Annotated in this window: 24 protein-coding genes, 1 tRNA gene and 1 other RNA gene; 5 read left to right on the plus strand and 21 right to left on the minus strand. The window is 52.8% G+C overall.

Features of this window, described 5'->3' with window-relative positions; translation table 11 throughout:
* Positions 1–235 precede the first annotated feature (235 nt).
* The 5 genes from KO503_RS15440 to KO503_RS15460 all read right to left on the minus strand — a co-directional run bounded on the left by KO503_RS15440 (position 236) and on the right by KO503_RS15460 (position 3,219).
* A tRNA-Val gene (locus tag KO503_RS15440) sits at positions 236–311 on the minus strand.
* Positions 312–486: 175 nt separating this feature from the next.
* Positions 487–1,188: a thermonuclease family protein gene (locus KO503_RS15445; RefSeq protein WP_303505700.1), complete on the minus strand. Its 702-nt coding sequence runs from the start codon at positions 1,186–1,188 to the stop codon at positions 487–489.
* A 161-nt stretch (positions 1,189–1,349) separates the two neighbouring features.
* Entirely contained in the window at positions 1,350–1,592 is a 243-nt protein-coding gene (locus KO503_RS15450) for a YdcH family protein (protein ID WP_215992451.1), read from the minus strand.
* Between the two features lie 86 nt (positions 1,593–1,678).
* Positions 1,679–2,575, minus strand: a complete 897-nt coding sequence (locus KO503_RS15455) for a DMT family transporter (RefSeq protein WP_215992452.1) — start codon at positions 2,573–2,575, stop codon at positions 1,679–1,681.
* Positions 2,576–2,616: 41 nt separating this feature from the next.
* Positions 2,617–3,219, minus strand: coding sequence for a LysE/ArgO family amino acid transporter (locus tag KO503_RS15460; protein ID WP_215992453.1), 603 nt, complete (start codon positions 3,217–3,219; stop codon positions 2,617–2,619).
* A gap of 86 nt (positions 3,220–3,305) precedes the next feature.
* On the opposite strand from KO503_RS15460, the gene KO503_RS15465 reads away from it, so the two are divergent.
* On the plus strand, positions 3,306–4,184 hold the full coding sequence (locus KO503_RS15465) for a LysR family transcriptional regulator ArgP (RefSeq protein ID WP_215992454.1): 879 nt from the start codon (positions 3,306–3,308) through the stop codon (positions 4,182–4,184).
* Positions 4,185–4,237: 53 nt separating this feature from the next.
* Here the strand turns inward: KO503_RS15465 and KO503_RS15470 are convergent, their stop codons facing one another.
* The 5 genes from KO503_RS15470 to mgtE all read right to left on the minus strand — a co-directional run bounded on the left by KO503_RS15470 (position 4,238) and on the right by mgtE (position 9,894).
* Positions 4,238–4,981, minus strand: coding sequence for a YebC/PmpR family DNA-binding transcriptional regulator (locus KO503_RS15470; RefSeq protein ID WP_215992455.1), 744 nt, complete (start codon positions 4,979–4,981; stop codon positions 4,238–4,240).
* Positions 4,982–5,090: 109 nt separating this feature from the next.
* Positions 5,091–6,872 (minus strand): SLC13 family permease, encoded by a 1,782-nt coding sequence (locus KO503_RS15475; protein WP_215992456.1) that lies wholly within the window; start codon positions 6,870–6,872, stop codon positions 5,091–5,093.
* A gap of 138 nt (positions 6,873–7,010) precedes the next feature.
* A complete protein-coding gene (locus tag KO503_RS15480; RefSeq protein ID WP_215945354.1) occupies positions 7,011–7,823 on the minus strand; it encodes a TIGR00282 family metallophosphoesterase in 813 nt (270 codons plus the stop codon).
* Positions 7,824–7,894: 71 nt separating this feature from the next.
* Positions 7,895–8,464: a 5-formyltetrahydrofolate cyclo-ligase gene (locus tag KO503_RS15485; RefSeq protein ID WP_215992457.1), complete on the minus strand. Its 570-nt coding sequence runs from the start codon at positions 8,462–8,464 to the stop codon at positions 7,895–7,897.
* 38 nt (positions 8,465–8,502) lie between these two features.
* On the minus strand, positions 8,503–9,894 hold the full coding sequence (gene mgtE / locus KO503_RS15490; RefSeq protein ID WP_215992458.1) for a magnesium transporter: 1,392 nt from the start codon (positions 9,892–9,894) through the stop codon (positions 8,503–8,505).
* Between the two features lie 133 nt (positions 9,895–10,027).
* On the opposite strand from mgtE, the gene guaD reads away from it, so the two are divergent.
* Positions 10,028–11,338 (plus strand): guanine deaminase, encoded by a 1,311-nt coding sequence (guaD, locus tag KO503_RS15495; protein WP_215992459.1) that lies wholly within the window; start codon positions 10,028–10,030, stop codon positions 11,336–11,338.
* A 9-nt stretch (positions 11,339–11,347) separates the two neighbouring features.
* On the opposite strand, the gene KO503_RS15500 is transcribed toward guaD, so the two are convergent.
* From KO503_RS15500 to KO503_RS15515, 4 genes are all read right to left on the minus strand, one after another.
* Positions 11,348–11,842: a CAP domain-containing protein gene (locus tag KO503_RS15500; protein ID WP_215992460.1), complete on the minus strand. Its 495-nt coding sequence runs from the start codon at positions 11,840–11,842 to the stop codon at positions 11,348–11,350.
* A 43-nt stretch (positions 11,843–11,885) separates the two neighbouring features.
* Entirely contained in the window at positions 11,886–13,229 is a 1,344-nt protein-coding gene (locus tag KO503_RS15505; protein WP_215992461.1) for an 8-oxoguanine deaminase, read from the minus strand.
* A 54-nt stretch (positions 13,230–13,283) separates the two neighbouring features.
* Positions 13,284–14,093, minus strand: coding sequence for an inositol monophosphatase family protein (locus KO503_RS15510; RefSeq protein ID WP_215992462.1), 810 nt, complete (start codon positions 14,091–14,093; stop codon positions 13,284–13,286).
* A 259-nt stretch (positions 14,094–14,352) separates the two neighbouring features.
* Positions 14,353–14,727: a helix-turn-helix domain-containing protein gene (locus KO503_RS15515; protein WP_215992463.1), complete on the minus strand. Its 375-nt coding sequence runs from the start codon at positions 14,725–14,727 to the stop codon at positions 14,353–14,355.
* 339 nt (positions 14,728–15,066) lie between these two features.
* On the opposite strand from KO503_RS15515, the gene KO503_RS15520 reads away from it, so the two are divergent.
* A complete protein-coding gene (locus KO503_RS15520; RefSeq protein WP_215992464.1) occupies positions 15,067–16,041 on the plus strand; it encodes an NADPH:quinone oxidoreductase family protein in 975 nt (324 codons plus the stop codon).
* 26 nt (positions 16,042–16,067) lie between these two features.
* Here KO503_RS15520 and KO503_RS15525 read toward each other — a convergent pair whose 3' ends face one another.
* On the minus strand, positions 16,068–16,949 hold the full coding sequence (locus tag KO503_RS15525; protein ID WP_215992465.1) for a LysR family transcriptional regulator: 882 nt from the start codon (positions 16,947–16,949) through the stop codon (positions 16,068–16,070).
* A 121-nt stretch (positions 16,950–17,070) separates the two neighbouring features.
* Between KO503_RS15525 and KO503_RS15530 the strand changes: the two genes are divergently transcribed.
* A complete protein-coding gene (locus tag KO503_RS15530) occupies positions 17,071–17,283 on the plus strand; it encodes a DUF1127 domain-containing protein (RefSeq protein ID WP_215992466.1) in 213 nt (70 codons plus the stop codon).
* Positions 17,284–17,499: 216 nt separating this feature from the next.
* The gene (locus KO503_RS15535; RefSeq protein WP_215992467.1) at positions 17,500–18,273 is read left to right on the plus strand and encodes a Bax inhibitor-1/YccA family protein; all 774 of its coding nucleotides are present in this window, start codon (positions 17,500–17,502) and stop codon (positions 18,271–18,273) included.
* Positions 18,274–18,356: 83 nt separating this feature from the next.
* Here KO503_RS15535 and KO503_RS15540 read toward each other — a convergent pair whose 3' ends face one another.
* The 6 genes from KO503_RS15540 to KO503_RS15565 all read right to left on the minus strand — a co-directional run bounded on the left by KO503_RS15540 (position 18,357) and on the right by KO503_RS15565 (position 22,107).
* Positions 18,357–18,932: a GNAT family N-acetyltransferase gene (locus tag KO503_RS15540; protein WP_215992468.1), complete on the minus strand. Its 576-nt coding sequence runs from the start codon at positions 18,930–18,932 to the stop codon at positions 18,357–18,359.
* Between the two features lie 131 nt (positions 18,933–19,063).
* Positions 19,064–19,231, minus strand: coding sequence for a 50S ribosomal protein L33 (gene rpmG / locus KO503_RS15545; protein ID WP_085849169.1), 168 nt, complete (start codon positions 19,229–19,231; stop codon positions 19,064–19,066).
* 336 nt (positions 19,232–19,567) lie between these two features.
* Entirely contained in the window at positions 19,568–20,278 is a 711-nt protein-coding gene (locus KO503_RS15550) for a DUF533 domain-containing protein (RefSeq protein ID WP_215992469.1), read from the minus strand.
* Positions 20,279–20,492: 214 nt separating this feature from the next.
* The gene (locus tag KO503_RS15555; protein WP_215992470.1) at positions 20,493–21,002 is read right to left on the minus strand and encodes a hypothetical protein; all 510 of its coding nucleotides are present in this window, start codon (positions 21,000–21,002) and stop codon (positions 20,493–20,495) included.
* Between the two features lie 61 nt (positions 21,003–21,063).
* Positions 21,064–21,468: RNase P RNA component class A (gene rnpB / locus KO503_RS15560), an RNA gene on the minus strand.
* Positions 21,469–21,480: 12 nt separating this feature from the next.
* On the minus strand, positions 21,481–22,107 hold the full coding sequence (locus KO503_RS15565; RefSeq protein WP_215992504.1) for an N-acetylmuramoyl-L-alanine amidase: 627 nt from the start codon (positions 22,105–22,107) through the stop codon (positions 21,481–21,483).
* Positions 22,108–22,143 lie beyond the last annotated feature (36 nt).

A 22,143-nucleotide genomic window follows, 5' to 3' on the forward strand; every position in this document is an offset into this window, starting at 1 on the left:
GACAGGCCGGTACTCTAACCAACTGAGCTACAACCGCTCGCTACCATTCCGACGTTACCGTCTGAACGTTGTGGCGTTCTATGGCTCGGCGGGCTGCGCGTCAAGCGCCATATGCACGAAATGTGAGTTGGTTTGTAAAAAAAATGCTTCGCCTCAAATGCACGGGCCACAACATAGGTTAAAGACAAGCAGAGCGCCTGATGTAATGTGGATACATTCTGAAACAAAGGAGAAATGGTGGGTCGTGAGAGGCTCGAACTCCCGACATCTTCGGTGTAAACGAAGCGCTCTACCAACTGAGCTAACGACCCGGTGAGGGCGATTTACCGAATGCATCGGGCGGACACAAGAGGCTTTGTGCAATTAATGTAAACTTCTTTTCACGTCCCGCTCATGTCTTGGTGCACATCAGCGCCCGTTCGGCGAAAAATGTTCAAAAATATTATTACAAAACAACACGATAACAACATCACCACACAACAAGCATTAGCCACGCGCCGCACGCCAGCCTGCGGCCTTTGCATCGTTTTCCGAGCAGAACCACCGCTCCCCCTGCCCCTCATTGATACGCGTGCCATCATACCAACGTGATCCTGGTAGGTGGTACAGACGTCCCGATTTTGAAATATTACCCTTGATGGCGCATCCCTCTGGGCTTGGAACCTCTGCGGCCGCCTGTCGGGCCTGTGTGGCGGCCCGTTTGTCGCTACGATAATCAGATGGAGCCTGAACCCCAGAACGCCACATACCAGCAGCCACACGGCGCGCTTGGGCTTCATGGCTGACGTAATCACGAGAATATTGCACATAGGCAAAGGCAGCGCCCTTGGCGACCATCGCGGCGTTCATATCGACGCCTTGGGCAAAGCACGTCCCAACAATGCGCCCATAGCGATCGATGTCTTTTTGCACACATGTGATCGTGCCAGTCGCAAGCCGCTCAAGCGCCGCTTTCGACCACTGCCCGCAGGTCCAGATGGCACCATGCATGTCACTACAGGTTTGCGCAATTTCGGGAGCGTCAATCCCGTGAAGGCGAATCTTTACCTCACCCAAGGCCAATGTATCGCCATCAATAATGCGTGCTGCGCCAGTATACTGAGGCGAGCTGTCTTGAGGCCCAGAGGCCGCGACACTTGGGGATTGTGCAGCCTCTACCCGACCTGTTTTCACAGAGGGAAAAGCCACTCCTAGCCCCACAACGGCCGAAAAGACCGCAACATATTGTATAATACCCCATCTCACACCTCAGCATTTGGGGTAAAACAGGAACAAAAGCAAGAGGACATGTTACCTTACGGTTAACATGTCCTCAGCTTTATAAACTCAAATCTGCCTTCAGGCGCGACTTAAGCCGCAGCGGAAAGCATCTGATACAACTCGTCTTTCAGCGCCATGCGTTTTTTACGCAATTCCGCCTGCGCCAAATCTTCCATGGGTTCTACATCCGTCTCAGCGCGATGCACTTCGCGGTTAAGCTCATGGTACTCTTCCATCCGGCGCGCGAAATGCGCATCAGCGGCTTTCAACGCAGAGATTTTATCTGCAAGCTCGGGAAAATCAGCTGACAATTCGTGTGGTGTATTGGACATAGTGCGTCTCCTTTGATCCATTTCTTGATTCAACTGTCCAGCATTTCAGACCGTCAGACCTTGATTGGGATCAACTCGTGAAACGTTTAATGAAGCGCTTTTGCTGATTCCGTCCGACTTTTGGTGCGGGCTTCGCGAATCGTAATGAATGTGACCGAAGCCATGATCATAAGACCGCCAAAGATCACAAAGCTATCAAAGCCTTCACCAAATAGAGCCGCACCAAACACTGTGGCCCAAAGCAACTGTAAAAACGAAACCGGCTGAATGACGGATTGCGGCGCACAGGCAAACGCACGTGTCATACAGTAATGTGCCAGCGTGGCGAAAAAAGACGTACAGAACAGCAACAGCAGCTCAAGCATGGTTGGCGTTTGCCAAACAGGTATAACCAACGGCAACAGCAGCAAAGGCACAATGGTCGATAGCATAAAGACCACCACAGTGGCCGGCACACGACGCGACAAGGCATTGGCAAACAAATAACTTCCCGCGCCCGCGATCGGTGTAAACATCATCGCGATATGGCCGGGATCAAGTTCACGAAACCCAGGGCGCAACACGACAAGCCCGCCAATAACAGCAACAATCAACGCGATGATGCGCGGCGCTGCGATTTTTTCACGAAAGAAAAACACCGCTCCAATTGTGACATAAATCGGGTTCATAAAGTTCATCGCGGTGACTTCGGCGATCGGAATGCGCGTCATAGCATAAAACCACAACAACACAGCGATCGTATGGATGACTCCGCGCCCCACCATCAAGCCGACGATTTCGCGCGTGTAGACCACAGAGCGGACCATTTTAAGCATTGGTATCAAAAACACCAATCCCAAGACGAAGCGTAAAAATGCAGTTTGAACCACAGGCAACCCTGTGCCCACGTATTTGACCAAAACATTCATCGTGACGAAACTGATGGTGGTGATCGACATCCAAAGGATGCCTGCGAGGGGTCTGGATTGTGCAGATTGTGTCATTCGGCGAACATCTGCCTTTGCCCCGAAAAGCACAAGTGACCTTAGGCGCTAACACTCAAATTTAATGCGATTGACCACATGATTAGGCAGATGGACCCGTCCAAAACCCGCCACGACATCTCTTTGGCAAAGAGCGGCGCGAGTAAACGAGCGCCAAAACCAAGCGCAAAAAAGAACACTGTCGATCCCGTCACAGCCCCCAAAGCAAACAGGCCAGACGATGTGCCAAATTCAGTCGAAATCGCGCCCAAAAGCACCACAGTGTCCAAGTATACATGCGGATTGAGCCATGTCAGCATCAAACAGGTGGAGAGCGCAGCCACCAAGGATTGGGTGGCGCCCCCAGCAGGCATCAAATGTTGTCCGCCGCGCCACGCAGAACGCAACGCAAGCCCGCCATAGACCGTCAAAAACACCACACCACCCCAGCGCATCACCGGCAAGGCCAAAGGCATCGCTGTGGCGATCCAAGATGATGCAAAGACGCCGATGCAAATAAGAATCGCATCAGACAACGCACAGACGATGACGATAGGCAAAACATGCGCACATCGCAGACCTTGGCGCAGAACAAAAGCATTTTGACTGCCAATTGCCACGATCAAAGACAGGCCTGTGATAAATCCGGTGATGGCTGCGTACATGGTTTATCCTTTCGTTTCGCCAACTGTCTAGCGCGACACAAAGCTTAGTGATAGTAAATATTACTAAGTCAAATGAAGGAAATCTAATGCTTGATTATGCAAGCCTCGATGCTCTCGCGGCCGTACTACGCGGCGGGTCTTTTGATCATGCAGCCAAAATGCTGGGGGTGACACCATCAGCCATTTCGCAGCGCATCAAAGCATTAGAAGAGCGTCACGGATGCGCCTTGGTAATACGTGGCACGCCGTGCACAGGCACAGACATCGGTAAACGGTTGGCGCGGCATGCCGAAGATGTCGGACTGTTGGAAGCCGAGCTATCGCAAGATATCTTTCCAAACGCGGCGACACCGAAAACCGTGCGTATTGCCGTGAACGCCGACAGTCTTGCCACATGGTTCGTCGATGCGCTCGCCCCTGTTGACGGCTTGATGTTTGATTTGGAAATCGATGATCAAGATACAGCTGGGGATTGGCTCAAACGTGGTGACGTGGCCGCTGCAGTGTCTTCACATGCGGGACCGATTGCGGGCTGCGACAGCTTTGCTTTGGGCGCGCAACGTTACCGCGCCACCGCGTCGCCCAAGTTTGTGGCCAAACACTTCCAACAGGGGATCTCGGCGCACAGTCTAAGCGCCGCACCCGCGATGATTTACAGTTCCAAAGATCAACTACAAGACACTTGGGTGGAACACCACATAGGGCACAAACTCGCCCTGCCCCATCACCGCCTACCTTCGACACAAGCATTTTTAGATGGCGCAATTGCTGGGCTGGGCTGGGGCTTAAACCCTGAGCACTCTTTTCAAACGGCACAGGCCAAAGGGCAACTGTGCGAACTGATCCCGGACACGCCATTGGACATCGATTTATTCTGGCATGTCTCGCGCGCGGTTAAAGCACCTTTGCGCGGATTAACGGCCTCAGTACGCAAAGCCGCGCGTGCTGCACTGGTCCAGCCATAAAAAAGCCCCGCACGGAAAACCGGCAGGGCTTTGAAAAAAATAGAAAACAAGGCTTAGCCGAGCTGTTCCATAACCTCGTCAGAGGCCTCAAAATTCGTGGTGACTGTTTGCACGTCGTCATCATCTTCCAAAGCATCGACAAGCTTCATCAACTTTTCCATGCCTTCAAGATCAAGTTCGGTTTGAATATTTGGCTGCCAGATCAACTTGGTGCTTTCAGATTCGCCCAACTCAGCCTCAAGCGCTGTTGAAACTTCGTGCAGGTCTGTGCCTTCACAGGTGATCACGTGACCCTCTTCTGTGCTTTCGACATCTTCCGCGCCCGCCTCAATCGCCGCCATCATCACGGTGTCGGCATCGCCAACGGATGCGGGGTAAGTGATCGAACCTTTGCGGTCGAACATAAAGCCAACAGAACCGGTTTCACCAAGGTTGCCACCGTTTTTAGAAAACGTGGAGCGCACAGTCGAGGCAGTGCGATTGCGGTTGTCCGTCATGGTTTCCACAATCACGGCCACGCCATTTGGACCGTAGCCCTCATAACGGATTTCATCGTAGTTTTCTGCATCGCCGCCGATGGCTTTTTTGATCGCGCGATCAATCACGTCCTTGGGCACAGAAACAGATTTCGCCTCTTTCACAGCCATACGCAAACGCGGGTTTTTGTCGGGATCAGGGTCACCCATTTTGGCTGCCACGGTGATTTCCTTGGCCAGCTTAGAAAAGAGTTTCGAGCGTATTTTGTCCTGACGACCTTTACGGTGTTGGATGTTTGCCCATTTTGAATGGCCTGCCATGAGGAGCCTCCGCACTAGAATTTCAGCTTTGCACCCGTATAGGCGATGCACCCCCTGACCTGCAAGGCCACGGGGGGCGTCTAAATATGCAAATGGGCTGTAATTATGTTTAAAGCGGCCATAAAAACGGGATCACGGCTGAGGCAAGCAAACCGATTGATATGTTTAGCGGTATGCCCACTTTCATGTAATCGGTGAACTTGTACCCACCTGGGCCGTAAACCATCGTGTTGGTTTGATAGCCAATTGGCGTAGCAAAACTGGCAGAGGCGGCCACCATGACAGCCACGACAAGACCGCGTGGATCAAGCCCCATTTGATGTCCCAAAGCGATGGCAATCGGCGTGACGACCACCGCCACCGCGTTGTTAGACACCAGTTCGGTCAACACAGAGGTCATCAAATAGACGGCCCAAATCACAAAGAAAATCGGCAAGCCTTCAAGCAAAGGTGCAACCCATCCGACGATCATAGTCACAGCACCTGAGGCCTGAAGCGAAGCCCCTACCGCCAACATCGAAAAGATCAGTGTCAGCAGGCGAATGTCGACAAACGAAAACGCTTCTTCGGCGTCGATACAGCGCGTCACCAAGACAACAGCAACTGAGACCACAGACAGCATCAAAATCGGAGCCACACCAAGCGCGGCCAAAATCACGATCGAAAACATTGCAATCAGCGCAATCGGCGCATGGGATCGATGATAAGCACGTTCCGTCGGTTTGGACACATCGCCTAAATCCATATCAGACGCGAGCCTTTGAATATCCGCAGGCGCGCCCTCAATCAGCAAAGTGTCCCCGACTCGCACGACAAGATCATTGATCTTTTGGCCGACATTTTGATTGCGCCGATGCACAGCTAAAACGTAAATCCCGTAACGACGACGCAATCGCATAGAGGTCAGCGAGCGTCCGACCATTTTACAGCCCGGCGTGATCAAGGTTTCAACGGTGGTGGTTTCAACGGCAGAAACCTGATCAACCCGCTTAAGCGATTTATCGCGTTGCAGGCTCAAAAGTTCCGAAATTTTTGAACGCAAAATGATGCGATCTCCGACCTCTAAAACGACACCATTCAACGCGTGGCGCAGCGAATTGTCCCCGCGCACAACATCAATCAACCGCACACCTTCGCGCTTAAACAACTGAACATCCAAAACCTCGCGCCCGATCAAGTTGCTATCGGGGGGCACGATGGCTTCGGTGAAAAACTTCATCTTGGCGCGCGAGCCACTGAGCATATTGGCCAAGCTGTCGCGTTCCGGCAGCAGGTGCCGTCCAATGAAATACAGATAGATCATGCCCCAAACGACGATGATCACCCCTAAGATAGAGACCTCGAAAATGGAAAACGGCTCAAGCCCCTCGGCGCGCGCGACACCATCAACAAGCAAGTTTGTCGATGTACCGATCAACGTCATTGTGCCCCCCATAATAGCGGAGTAAGACAATGGAATCAAAAGCTTAGAGGCAGACACCCCCAACTTGGAACTCAGTTGAACAAAGACTGGGATCATCACAACGACAACAGGCGTGTTGGCTACAAAGGCCGATAAAATCACAACTACGCCCAAAAGCATCGCGATAGATAAAGAGGGGCGTTTTTCTGCATGCAGCCCAGCAAGACGCGTGAACCATTCTAACCCGCCGGTGCGCACCAAAGCGCCCATGACAACAAACATCGCCGCGATGGTCCAAGGCGCTGGGTTAGACAACACGGCCAGACCTGCGTCATAAGGCAAGATGCCAAAGACAATCATCAAAGCAGCGCCAGCCAAGGCCACCACCTCAGTCGGAAAAACCTCGCGCACAAACAGCACGAACATGAAACCGACCACCACCAAGGACACAATGGCTTGTGTCATCGGATCAAAATGAAAAATCTCCATGCCGCCTCAATATCCAATTGCACATATTGTCCATAATGGACGCGGATGCAAAGACACTACAAGCGGCAAAATGCCCCTATGAGGCCCGAGCCAGCAAAACGGTGAGAAATGTCACAAAGTCAGGTCGAAAGATCACCGCTACGGATGGCTTTGTTCCAACCGTCCGCCATGACGAATTTGTTTCACTCGCGTGGCCAAGCCTGTGCGATCATCGGTTTCGACATAAACACCTGATAGGGTTGCCTCGCCTTTTGCCGGTTCAAAACGCCCTTTGGACATGCCGGTGATAAAACGGCGCAAGGGCTCAGCTTTATCCATGCCAATGACCGAATTGTAATCGCCACACATGCCGGCATCGGTCAGATAAGCCGTGCCACCCGGCAATATCTGCGCATCGCCAGTGCACACATGGGTGTGCGTGCCAACAACGACCGAGGCTTTGCCGTCGCAAAAATGCCCCATAGCCATCTTTTCTGACGTGGCTTCGCAATGCACATCGATCAAAGCGGCTTGAATTTGACCGCCCAATTTATGACGCATGAACACCTCGTCAAGCGCTGAAAACGGATCATCAAAGGCGCGCTTCATGAACACTTGTCCCAAAATCTGCGCGACCAAAATACGACGCCCGCGAGCATCTTCAAAGATGCGCATGCCACGCCCAGGAGCGGTCTTGGCAAAATTTATCGGGCGAATGATCCGCGTTTCCGTTTCACAAAATTGCATCATATCGCGTTGATCAAATGAGTGATCGCCAAGGGTCAAACAATCGACACCCGCGTCCAACAACAATCGGGCGTGATCCGCAGACAGCCCCATGCCATTGGTGCAGTTTTCACCATTGACCACAATAAAATCGAGCTTCCACTCTTTGCGCAAAGTGGGAAGCCGCTGGATCACCGCATCGCGCCCTGCGCGACCGACGATATCGCCGAGAAATAGGATTTTCATGGTCACGACTTACCCGTCCTTGCCCCCAAAACGCAAGCCCTGCGTGACGGACACAGAGGCACAGCCGCGCGTCAAAGGGTGAAAACTTCGTTCTCGGTGACAATAGCGTTCAACGGCACATCATAGCGCGAGGTCGGGAAATCTGCCATTTCTTGCCCGCTATAGGCAAATCCAACGGCAAGAATATCGCGCTCGGCACGCAATTTGGCCAAGGTGCGATCATAAAACCCGCCACCATAGCCCAATCGGTGCCCCGCGCGATTGAACGCCACAAGTGGTACGATCAGCACATCCGGCACGACAGGTACAGAACGCTTGGGCACCGATGCCCCAAATGCACCGGGAATCATCTCTGTGTTGGGTGTCCACAGGTCAAACCGCAACGGTGCCGCTTTGACTTCGACAATAGGCACTGCGATGGGGCCATGCTCAGACAAAACTCGCATTGCAGGCAATGGATCGATCTCTGATTTGATCGGCATATAGCCTGCGATCACTTTACCATAATGCGGCACCAAAAATGTCGCCAAAAGCTGTGAGGCGACCCCTGTATGACAGCGGTCGCGCGTATGAACAGCGCCACGCTGCGCCAACGCCCGTTTGCGTGCTATCGCTTTCAGATCAACGCTCACATCACTCAAAACTCAGCCCCTTTCGCAGATGACAACAATTTCGCAGCTTACAGCAAAAATGTTGCGGCCAGCCCAAGGAACGCGAAGAAACCGACAATATCCGTCACTGTGGTCACAAACGCGCCAGAGGCCAAAGCAGGATCAACCCCGATCCGCTCAAGCACGACAGGCACACCTATACCAGCAAGTCCCGCAACCACCAAATTGATCACCATGGCCACGGCAATAACACCGCCCAGCGCCAGTGATCCGAACCATACAAGGCCGACCAAGCCCATGATAACAGCGAATATAATCCCGTTAACCAACCCGACTAAAATTTCACGACGGATAACCCGCCAAACGTTAGCGCCAGTCAAATCGCGTGTGGCGATGGCGCGCACCGCCACAGTCAGGGCTTGAGTACCGGCGTTGCCACCCATGGAAGCCACGATGGGCATCAACACAGCCAAGGCGACCAGAGCCGTGATCGTTCCTTCGAATTGGGAAATGACCAATGAGGCCATGATGGCCGTCAACAGGTTCACCCCCAGCCAAGGCAAGCGCTGTTTGACCGTATCAAAAACGCGGTCAGTCAAGGTGCCTTCACCGACCCCCGCCAGACGCAGAATGTCTTCCTCGTGCTCTTCATCGAGCACGTTCATCGCGTCATCGATGGTAATCACGCCGATCAAACGGTCATCTTCATCCACGACAGGCGCTGAAATCATATGGTATTGGTTGAACGCGTAGGCCACATCGGATTCGCTCTCATCAACGCGAAAGGTGCGAAACCCCGGCTCTAGAATATCATTCAGCTTTTGCGCCCGTGGCGCGCCCAAGATTTTGCCCAAGGTCACATGACCAATAGGATGCAACAAAGGGTCAGTGATCACCATGTGATAGAAATCTTCTGGCAACCCTTCGGCTTCGCGCATGTAGTCAATGGCTTGGCCAACGGTCCAGTGTTCTGGCCCCATCACCACCTCGCGCTGCATCAAACGACCAGCTGAGAACTCTGGGTAGGACAAGGATTGCTCGACGGCGACACGATCTGCGTCCTCAAGAGAGGCCAGAATGGTTTCTTGTGCCCCCTCTTCAAGATCTTCGATCAGATCGACAACATCATCCGAATCCAAATCACGCACAGCATCGGCCAAGACTTCTGGCCGCATGAGCGCTATGACTTCTTCGCGAATACCATCATCGACTTCTGACAGAATCTCACCATCAAGCTCGCGTCCGTACAATTCGATGATCCGCCGGCGATCAAAGGCGTTCACCTGCTCCAGAATATCGGCGATATCGGCCGCGTGCAGCGGCTCCATCAGCGCGACAAGTTGCGCTTGGTCCTGAGTTTCCAGCGCAAAAATAATCGACGACAACAGGCGCGGCGCTAGTACATAGGCATCCTCGTCATGGGGGTCGTTTTCTGTCTCGGGTGTTGTCTCTTCGACCATAATGTGCTCGCGGTCTTTTAAGGTGCCTGTTTTACAGACTTTACGTCACGACGGCCCTGAGAAACAGAGGCAAGATCGATTTACCTTCGAAAATCATCCCCCTAAACTGCAGCAACACATATCGGAGCCTTCTATGATCCCTCATGCCCAAAAAGACTGCATCATCGCAGGCCAAATCCTGTCGTTTCACGGCGATCCGTTTGTGATGCCCCCAACCGAGGCCGTCACAGTGCGCGCCGGTGCGCTGCAGATCGCGGATGGGCGCATCAAAGACATCGCGGATCTGGCGGTTTTGCGCACCAAGCACCCCGATTTACCCGTGATTGACCATGGTGACGCCCTGATCACGCCTGGGTTTGTCGATGCCCATGCGCATTACCCGCAAACAGGGATCATCGCCTCATGGGGCAAGCGGCTGATTGACTGGCTCAACACCTATACATTCCCCGAAGAGCAGCGGTTTCACGATGCCGCTTACGCCCGCGAGATCGCAGCACTTTACTTGGATTTTCTGCTCGCCAATGGCACGACATCTGTCACATCCTTTTGCACCATTCACCCCGAATCTGTAGAGGCCCTGTTTGAAGCGGGTGAGACACGCGGGATGCGCATTATCGCGGGTAAAACCTGCATGGACCGTGACACAGCACCCGAAGGCCTGCGCGATACGGCGCAGACAGCTTATGATCAATCGAAAGCTCTGATTGAACGTTGGCACCTAAAATCACGCGCCACCTATGCGATCACACCACGGTTTTCGCCGACTTCGACGCTTGAACAGCTTGAGGCGCTTGGCGCACTATGGGCCGAAAACCCCAGTTGTTTGATGCAAACTCATTTGAGCGAACAAACTGACGAAGTCGCTTGGGTCAAATCACTTTATCCCGAATCTCGTGATTATTTGGACACCTATGAACAGTTCGGCCTGATCGGCAAAGGCGCTTTGTTCGGCCATGCTATCTATTTGGAACCGCGCGAAATCGCACGGCTGCAAGAGACTGGCAGCTCGCTGGTTCATTGCCCGACCTCCAACACGTTTATCGGCTCAGGTCTATTTGACATGGCCGCGCGCAAAGCTGACGGGCTGCGTGTGGGCCTAGCGACGGATACAGGTGGCGGGTCGAGTTTTTCAATGTTGCGCACCATGGCGGCAAGTTATGAAATCGGCCAATTGCGCGGCACGGCCTTGCACCCTGCTCAACTCTTGTGGCTCGCGACACGCGGATCATCCGAAGCGCTGCATCAAGAACACCAGATCGGCAGCATCGCTGTCGGGATTGAGGCTGATTTGACGGTGATCGATTTGGCCTCCACCCCCGCCATAGCGCAACGCGCACGGCAGTCTACAGACGTCTGGGAAGCGATTTTCCCGACCATCATGATGGGCGACGATCGGGCTATTGTGGAGACTTATGTGATGGGACGGGCGATGCGCCCCACCTGACATGTCTATCTAGCAGCGACTGCCAAACACCGTCACGTAACGCGCCCCTTCGCCAATCCCGATGCCGATCTCGTTAAATCGGCGGTTCAAGATGTTATCACGATGACCTTTTGAGGCCATCCAGCCTTGCACAGCGGCTTGGATCGAAGCGTGCCCCATCGAGATGTTTTCGCCTACGATGCAATATTGATATCCCACTTGCCGCGCACGATCAGCTGCGGTGCCACCACCAGAGCCAATGTGCGAGAAAATGTTATTGCTGACCATATCGTCCACATGCCCGCGTGCGGCGCGAGTCAGCAGGCCATTGTACTCCAAAGGCTGCAAGCCGTAGTTCGCACGTTCAGCGTTGATGGCGGATAAGACTTCTCCCTCGGCCGCAATAGCGGTATTCACACCACTGACCTGCACGGGCACTGTTTGCGTAAATCCCGCACCTGTTTGGCTTTGGCAGGCGGTCAACGCCAATGCGGCGCACAAGCCGAAAAGTGGTATTTTCAACATCGATTTGGTTCCTCATAAAATTATCAACTGCGCCATAGACGCTTTAAAAGTCCATCAGGCCACGCACCAATCTGGATTGCTCTTGCAACACGCGCGCCATGTCCATCGTCGTGAGCCAACCGTCTTTTACAACAGGCTTGCCTTCAACGAACAGGTGTTTGACCTGTGTTGGCCCCGCCAACAACAAAGCGGCGGGGTCCCAACTGCCGGAAGATTCGATATCTGACACATCCCAAACCGCAATATCTGCGCGCATTCCCACAGCGATTTGCCCCAGATCGTCGCGACCTAACACTTGCGCACCACCGCGTGTCGCAATTTCCAGCGCCTCACGGGGGCTCATTTTATCTGCGCCATTCATCACCCGCTGCAACAGCATGGCTTGGCGTGCCTCGGACACAAGATTGCTGGCGTCATTTGAGGCCGACCCATCGACCCCAAGGCCCACAGGCACGCCCGCATCACGCATCGCACGCACAGGGGCGATGCCTGATCCAAGCCTGCAATTGGAACAGGGGCAATGAGCCACGCCTGTGCCTGTTTTAGCAAACAGCTCGATTTCTGAAACATCCAATTTGACGCAATGGGCGTGCCAAACGTCAGGTCCAACCCACCCCAAATCTTGTGCGTATTGACCCGGCCGACATCCAAACGCTTTCAGAGAATAGGCGATATCTTCATCGTTTTCCGCCAAATGCGTGTGCATCATCACGCCCTTATCACGCGCCAAAATCGCGGCATCGCGCATCAAATCTTGACTGACGGAAAATGGCGAACAGGGCGCCACGCCGACACGGATCATCGCGCCTGGATTTGGATCGTGAAAAGCATCTATCACGCGTAAACTGTCGTTCAAGATATCGCCTTCGCGCTCGACCAAACTGTCGGGGGGCAAACCGCCGTCACTTTCGCCGATGCTCATCGCGCCGCGCATTGCGTGCAAGCGTAGACCGACTTGATTGGCCGCATCTATCGTATCCTCAAGACGCGATCCGTTGGGGTAGAGATACAGATGATCGGATGTGAGAGAACAGCCAGAAAAAGCCAATTCAGCCAAGCCAACCATAGCTGAGACACGTATGTGATCCGGAGTAAACTTCGCCCAGATCGGATAGAGTTTTTGCAGCCAGCCGAACAGTAACGCGTTTTGTGCCTCAGGTACGGCACGAGTCAGAGTTTGAAACAGATGGTGGTGCGTATTCACGAGGCCCGGCGTGACAACGCAGCCGCGCGCATCAATGATCTGAGCGTCATCATCATAGAGCAATGCGCCGACAGCTTCGATCACGCCATCGCGCACCAAGACATCACCGCCTTTAATCTCTCGGCGCCTGTCGTCCATTGTGACAAGAACGTCTGCACCACGGATGATAAAACATGAGTGCATCTACTGCTTTTCACCTCGCCTGTTTTTAACGCCACATATAACCAATATTTGTGGTTACACGTCTTTCAACAATTCTAAAGCCTCGGCCAACAAAGCCTGAGATCCCGCAGCCAAAATACGCCCACCGTTTTGCGCAGATTTTCCTTGCCAGTCCGTTACCACGCCCCCTGCGGCCTCGATCACACCGATCGGCCCCAAAATATCATAGGGTTGCAAACCCGCTTCGATTACAAGATCAATCTGCCCTGCCGCTAAAAGCGCATAGGCGTAACAATCCATGCCGTACCGTGTCAGCTTGCACTGATTTGCCACGTTTTCAAAGCCCCTGCGGTCTGCGGCTGTGCCAACTTCAGGGAAAGTGGTGAAAATGATAGCATCGCTTAAGCTCACGTCTTTGCGCGCCGCAAGCGGCCTTACGCCATGCGGCCCTGTCACTTCAGCAAGACCAAAGCCGCCAAAGAAGCGTTCCCCAATATAGGGTTGATCAATCACCCCCAGATGCACGCTTGCGTCATCGCGACAGGCAATCAAAACACCCCAAGTGGGTGTGCCAGAAATAAAACCCCGCGTCCCGTCGATAGGGTCCAAAACCCATGTCAGGCCAGATGTCCCCTCTTTGGGGCCGAACTCTTCGCCGTGAATGGCATCATCGGGGCGCATCTCGCTGATAACTTTGCGCATGATTTCTTCAGCGCCGCGATCCGCAACGGTGACAGGATCAAAGCCAGCCGCTAATTTTGATTCTGTGCCCAGCGATGTACCGCGAAAATATTGCAACGTCACCTCGCGCGCAGCGTCGGCTGCGGCATGTGCGGTTGCGATGAGGCTTGCTTGTTGCTCTGTGCCAATTTTTAACTGCGTCATACCGAGAACACATCCTTTTGTGTTTTGATCTGCGCGGCGCGGGCTGTCTGATGCGGTGAAAAACCTCAAAGGCCATCACGCGCCAGCCTAGACCTTTGCGGTAAAGACTCATACGCGATGCGTCAAGACGCAAGACCTCGTACTGAAAATGTAAAAAACCTGAACTAAAATATGCAAAGGTCCCGTGCCATAAGTGGCATCGGGACCATTGAAAGACATCGTATTGATCAACAGTTACACTTGTAAGGCGCCACTTATATCATGCGACGTCGGATAAAACTCGAGCCAATTCGAACAAACGACGGCGTTGGTTCTCTGGAATAGAATAGTAAGACCGCACCAACTCAAGTGCTTCTTTATCCGCAAGGATGTCCGCAGGAACTGATCCTGATACGGCGACATCCGTGTTTGCAGTGACATCTACACCTTCAAAGAAAAATGCGACAGGCACACCCAAGGCTTCTGAGATATCCCACAGGCGGGATGCCGATACACGATTCATTCCAGTTTCATATTTCTGAATCTGTTGAAACTTAATACCCACCTTTTCGGCGAGCTGCTGTTGCGTCATCCCGACCATCCAACGCCGATGGCGAACGCGCTTTCCTACATGTACATCCACAGGATGTTTCATTCTAACCGCTCCTTACTGAGGTACACAAAATAACCTATGCGTGTGTAACAGAGTTCATCTGACTCGTGGTATTCCTCAACCTGTCTTTTTGGACAGGCCAGAAGAACAAACATATAACCACATGATAACTAATAACATTTATCACATTTTTCGCAAAGTTTAATAATTATCATCGCTGCTAAAATCGATTTTTTGACTAAACCGCAGCGCGAGCATCTCATATTTTTCGCATTTTGCGAATATATTTAGCAATAAGCAACTTATCAATGCAGAGTGCAAAACTTAAAATGCGTCAATTCAACTTATTCATTTTCAGTGGCATTCGAGTATTGTTGCGCCATGTCAAAACACACACCCGCATATCAAGTAATCGCAGCCAACACGCCCCCAAAATTAGTGACGCACCGCCTTCCGATCCTTCAAGCGCAGGACGTTCTTATAAAAGTACACGCTTGCGGCTTAAATTTTGCCGACCTGTTGATGTGCTCAGGCAAATATCAGGACACGCCAGAGCTACCATTTACTTTGGGAATGGAATTCGCGGGCGAGATCATCGCCTTGGGCATCGGCGCACCAAGCCATCTTGAAATTGGCTCACGTGTGGCGGCCTATACAGGACAAGGCGGCCTTGCGAATGTGGCGATAGCACCAGCACAGCGCTGCATCCCATTGCCCGACGCGCTGTCCTATGACGATGCAGCAGCTTTGCAGATTGCTTACGGCACCTCGCATATGGCGTTGACGTATAAAGCACACCTGCAACCTGGCGAACGCCTTGTTGTCACGGGGGCTGCAGGGGGCGTGGGTTTGACGGCAGTCGAACTGGGAAAACAACTTGGAGCCGAGGTGATTGCCGTTGCGCGTGGCGGTGCAAAACGTGAGATCGCGCGCAAAGCTGGTGCAGACCACGTGATCGATGCCGATGATCCAGACTTACGCGACAAGATCAAAGCACTGGGGGGCGCCGATGTTGTCTATGACGCAGTTGGTGGCGATCTGTTCGAGGCCTGCTTTCGTGCAACCAACCCCAATGGGCGTATCCTATTGATCGGCTTTGCGGGAGGCAACCTGCCGACAATAAAGCCCAATCACATGCTGGTCAAAAACATCACAGTGATCGGATTCTACTGGGGCGCTTATTTTGGCTTTGCGCCCGAAATCATCACAACGTCTCTGGGCCAACTGTTTGACTGGGCGGCGGCGGGCAAAATCACCCCGCATATTTCGCACCGTTTGCCTTTGGACCGCGCCGCCGAAGGTCTTGCCTTACTGAAAAACCGCCAAGCGGCTGGCAAGGTCATCATCACCCCCTAGCCTCTGTGCCGTCATCACCCAAATCTTTACTGAGCCGCCAGACCGCGCGCCGTGAGACGCATATCATAAGAGGCGCGCAGTAAATCCCTGAGCGCGTTAAAGGCTTGGCCGCGTGCCATGTCTGAACTGTATAGATTAACCTGCTTGCTTTGCAATTCAGGCAAGGCTCCGCCATGCTGAACGGTCTCTGATTGCGGTGGCGTTGAACCGACCAGCATCGCATGAACCGCTAAATCTGCAGACACTGACGCCTCGATTGTGCGCGATTGATCGCTTTCAATAGCCATGTGCCACGGAATGCCGGCATCATCCAACGCTTTTTGCACGCCTTTGCGGAACAAACACTTGTGCTCAAACGCCAGTCGCAAAGGTCGTTGACGCCAAGCAACACCATTGACCGCGCCAACCCACACCAACGGCAATTCGACCAAAGTCTCGCCCCCTGCATCCAAAGTGTCTTCGGTGGTGAGAATCAAATCCACTTCGCCTTTGGCCAACATCTCTTTCAATTTCAGAGTGAAGGAAGACACAAGATGCACCCGCATCCGAGGATAGGCATGGTTGAATTGTTGCAGCACCTGCGGAATCGAGGGATAAACGATATCATGAGGCACACCCAAAGTGATTTCGCCTTCAAATTCTTGCGCAGTCAAACGCCCGAACACTTCGTCGTTCAAATCCAGCATTCGGCGCGCATAGGACAACAACTGTTCGCCGTTGGCGGTTAAGGCGATGGTACGCGCCGTGCGATCCAGCAATTTAAGATCAAGACTTTCCTCAAGGCGTTTAAGTTGCATCGAAACGGCAGACTGCGTGAGGTTCAAAAACCCTGCCGCACGCGTGACACCGCCGCAATCAGCCACGGCCACAAAAGACCGCAAAGCCGTCAGATCCAAATTTCGCGCCATATCAATCTCCGTGATACATCAGTCAACAATCATTCATTTTACTTATCATAACAAATCGACGAAACATATCAACATGAATGATACGTAGATAGTGAAACATCACAAATAGGAAAGTAAAGCCATGCTAACATTGACGCTTCAGCGCGCCTCTCGCGCCCGCCCCGCCAAATCCCTGTTGTCCCGCGTGATCCAAGCGCGCGCAGTGGCACGTCAACGCAAAGCATTGGCAGAGCTTGATGATAGCATCCTGTCAGACATCGGTATCACACGCGCACAAGCCGAATACGAATCTGAACGCCCAGCTTGGGATGTTCCGCAACACTGGATGAAATAAGCCACGTTACTTCTCATCAATATCGCCTGATTGGAATCATTGTCCCCGAACCATCAGCGATCCAGACCGCGCCCCACACAAAGGCGTGGTCTTTTTACGTTTTATCCCCCCACTGACACCGCTTAAGCCTTGAAAAGCTCTGTCAGCGCGCCAATATGGATATGGAAACCAAGCAATCCGCTTGGAGTAACGTTTAATTCCCACAGGAGACAGTTAATGGCTGACTACAGAACGATTGATGCAGGCGTTGGCGCCCGCTCATCCGCCCAAATCGATGCAGGGCTTCGCACCCACATGAACAAAGTTTACGGCACGATGTCTGTAGGTCTTTTGATCACGGCCTTGGCCGCTTGGGCCATTGCCAATCTGGCTGTGACGTCAACGCCAACAGAACTCATGTTCCGCGAAGGTCAGTATCTGACCGGTCTTGGTCAGGCTCTTTACACATCCCCCCTTAAATGGGTTGTGATGCTTGCGCCCCTCGGAATGGTCTTTGCTTTCGGCGCAGCCGTGAACCGCTTGTCCGCCGCTGGCGCGCAAACATTCTTTTACGCATTCGCAGCCTTGATGGGCGTCTCTATCAGCTCGATCTTTTTGGTCTACACCGGCATGTCCATCACGCAGACCTTCCTTGTGACATCCATTTCCTTCGCCGGTCTGTCTATCTTTGGCTACACCACCAAAAAAGATCTGTCTGGCATGGGCACATTCTTGATGATGGGTGTGATAGGTTTGATCGTGGCGTCCATCGTCAACATTTTCTTAGGCTCAGGCGTTTTGAGCTTTGCGATTTCGGTCATCGGCGTTTTGATCTTTGCGGGCCTCACAGCTTTTGACACGCAAAAAATCAAAAACGACTACATTGCACATGCACATGCGATGGACTCAACATGGCTTGCAAAATCAGCGATCATGGGTGCGTTGAACCTCTACCTCGACTTTATCAACATGTTCATGTTCTTGCTGAACCTTCTGGGCAATCGTAACTAAGGCTGATGCAATAGATTTGATAAAGGCCGGTCTTAGGACCGGCCTTTTTTGTGCCTACTCGGCAGTGATTGCCCTGCAGCATATCAATTTAATGTGCGGCGCATTTGAATGGCGGGCAAGTACAGGCCAGGCTCAAGCGTCAATTCCACTTCGCCTGTCGCATCGAACCCTTTGGCTTTGTAAAAATCTTCCGCCGCCAATGTGGACAGGCAAAACATACTTTCCACGCCCTGTGTGCGAGCATGTGCCAATGCGTGATCCACGATCAGCGACCCCACACCAGACCGGATCACATGCGGCAAGACCGCAACACGGCGCATATGTCCATTGGTTGCCGGACCAACACCGCCAAATGGGGTGGCCTGCGACCAGCCCCCTGCCCCCAAAAGCGCACCGCCAGCATCAGCCACAAAATAGCTGCCGCCAGACAGTAAACTTGGCGCGGTGCGCATCAAACGCGGCAGAGCACGTGATAGAATGTCATCGTGATAAACGGGCCGCATCAACGCGCCATAACTGGCCGCAATCAAGCCATCGATGGCCAAGGCATCAGCCGGTGTGGCCGTACGCACGACAAAAGAAGGTAGAACATTTTTCGGTTCTTCGGCTAGGCTGAGACTGTCGTTTTCGCTCAAAGGGCTCTCTTGTAGTAAACACATATCGGGGTCTCCTGTGTCACGCTTGTGCGTCGTGATTTGGGGGAGGTCCGCGAGAGCAATCTTAAATAAAGAAAAGCCGCGCGAACCTTGGTGGTTTGCGCGGCTTTTGCATTTTGTCGTTCAAGTCAGGCTTACTTGATTTTGCCTTCTTTGTACTCAACATGCTTGCGCACAACCGGGTCGTACTTTTTCATGACCATCTTTTCGGTCATGGTACGCGCGTTTTTCTTGGTCACATAAAAGTGGCCCGTGTCCGCAGTTGAGTTCAGACGGATTTTGATTGTGGTTGGCTTAGCCATTTTAAAGTCTCCAGTCTTACGTACAACGGGTCAGTCGGGCACTTACGCGTGACACCCCGTGAAATCCTTGAAGCCCGCCTTTTAAAGTGTTGCACCCACGAGTCAATGGGGTTGGCACTAAAAAAACAAGCGGAGCCACCATGGCCCCAAATAATGGCAATTTAAGTAAGACAATCACTTAAATCACCGCTCTTGCGCTTCCTATGCCATAGATTCGCGGGGTGGACCAGAGAGATAACGACTGAATGTAAAAGATACACGAAGACCCCAACATTTCTGTTGAGGCCCCCAGCATTTCAGCCGAGTGGCTTTGCCAATGCCACATTGATCACTGCGTTACAGCGCAGGTTTGCCCATCGCTTGATGAATCTCGGTTTGCTTGACTGCGTCGATTTGCAAGGCTGCGGCCAAAGCGTTCAAGAATGTTTTTTCCGCGTCTGTATCGACAGAAATTGCCATCAAGGCGGCGGAGTAGACTTTTGCTTTTGTGCCCTCGGTCGCGTCCTTGGCCAAAGCCACAGGATCAACTGGGGCATCCAATTCTTGCTGCACGAAATCTATCTCGTCTTTCGAGGCATCCGTAAGGTGATCCAAAATCTTGGTCCGCTCTTCAGCATCGATCTCGCCATCTGATTTGGCGGCCATGATCATCGCACGAATCATAAGCTTAGCGTGTTCTTCTGCGGCATCCCCCATAGGCGTGCCTTGCGTCACAGCCCCAAACATATCTGACAAGCCACCAGCACCGGCGGCAGCCGCACCGCCCATGGCCGCAAACAGCGACCCAAGGCCCGCTTCTGTCGCCTCAGAGGCATCAGCCGCCTGACCGCCAAAAGTGCCCATCATTTTGCGAATGGCGTCTGCGCCACCGGGGACACCGAATTTTTCAGCCATCTGCCCCGCTTGATCTGCCAAGCCGCCTTCATCGCCAGCCTTGCGCAGCGCGTCACGCACGCCATCCATGCCGCCCATTTGTTTGACTTTGGTGACGCCCTTAGCGGCCGCGAATCCTACGGCCAAAGTGGCCAATGTTTTTACAAAGCTCATGTGGATATCCCTCATTTAAAATCACTGTCTGTTCTGAATATGAGGTCAAGAGACGGTTTTTCCTAGTACTAGGGGCTTTTAGGGGGAACGATTAGCAATTCGGCCCCCTGCTGCAAGCGCACATCTCGCATCGCTCAAGAAAGTATATTTGGGCTGCGCAAGCAACAACGCATGCTGGTTGCTGATCGAAAAGGTCCGCTGCGATTTGGGCAAACTAGCGCAAAACCCAAGCGGCACGCATAAGTATGGCGAAAGCGCCGACTTCAATCAGCTCTTCCATAAACATACTTTTCGGCAAATTAAGTCCACCTTGCTCAAACGCACTCGACACCCCGAAGAGCAAAATGGCAACATATATATTCTGGCTTGTTGGGTGTGTCAGGTAGTGCTTTATAGCCGTCAGTTTTGGCGAGACTCGTGTAATGAAAAGTCCCAGCGCGCACAGGGTTAAGCTCGCCCAGATTGTGGCCATTACGGTTTGAATAGTCACGACCAAATCAGGCCCAGCACCAAGAGTTGCCCCAAAGCTCAATTCACGCCCCGCACCGACAAAAGATATGTTTGAAATGAATAGACCAAATGCCAACAAGTGTAGGTTTTTGACGCTGAATAGCCCAAAAAGGCGATACCAAAAGACGAGAGTTGTCAAAACAAGCACACCAACTTGAGCACTTTCAAGCAAACCATTTTCGTTCGTCAATACAGCAAGATCAAAAAATGCCATTCTATCTATCCTTATTTAAAACCAAGCCTCTATTGGCCAACACGGACATGGTAACCTAAAATTGCACGGATGGCCTATAAGCCGGATTTTGTCTGGGGTTGCCCCCTCGATGACCATTCCTCTAGGCGCAGTGTTACCAATACGCTCAAGCTGCCAACCCGGGTCTCTCGGGCTTGAACCTCCCTATGATCACTCTGCGCGAACGCAGAATCTCACACGAAACCCCTATTTGGCATTGCTCCCAGTGGGGCTTGCCGTGCCGCTTGCGTTGCCGCGCGCGCGGTGAGCTCTTACCTCACCGTTTCACCCTTACCTCCGATTTAGAAGGCGGTCTGTTCTCTGTGGCGCTATCCCTAGGGTTACCCCCGCCGGGCGTTACCCGGCACTGTTGTTCAATGGAGTCCGGACTTTCCTCGCGTTCCAGTATGCTTACGCACCCAAAACCCGCGGTCACCCAGCCATCCGTGCGATTTGGGACTTAGGCTGTCACGGCTGTGCGGTCAACGGGAAAGCGCATGGCAAGATCACGCGCCAGTGCCATGTCTGTGCCATCAAGGGGACCGGAATGACGCGGGCGAAATCGATCACGAAAGGCAGACAGGCGCGCCTCTGCAGATGTTTCGCAGGAATACCCAAACACAGCAAGGTCAGCGAAAAACGCTTCATTATCGACTTTACGAGGCGCAGATGTTTCAGGCCAAATACTCAAACCCTGCACAGCCAAGCGCCGCCAATCAAATCTTGGGCCTGGATCGATTTTACGTTTAGGAGCCATATCAGAATGACCGATGATGCGCTCAGGCGTGATGGAATGGCGGGCAGTGATGTCATGTAGCAGTGCCTCAAGCGCGTCCATTTGCGCGGCGGCAAAAGGTACCAAACCGCAATTGGCCAATTCAATCCCAATAGAGCGCGAATTTATGTCCGTCACATCGCCCCATTGCCCCGCGCCCGCGTGCCATGCCCGATTGGTCTCATCGACCATACGTACGATACGTCCGTCGATATCGATCAAATAATGAGCAGAGACTTCAAATTCAGGATCGCACAACCGCGAGACAGCCGCGTCCCCCGTTGCCATCGCCGTATAATGAATGACGATCATATCAGGCACCGCACCGCCCTTACGTTCGCCAAAATT

It is taken from the genome of Pacificibacter marinus, assembly GCF_018860505.1.
Classification (GTDB): domain Bacteria; phylum Pseudomonadota; class Alphaproteobacteria; order Rhodobacterales; family Rhodobacteraceae; genus Celeribacter; species Celeribacter marinus_B.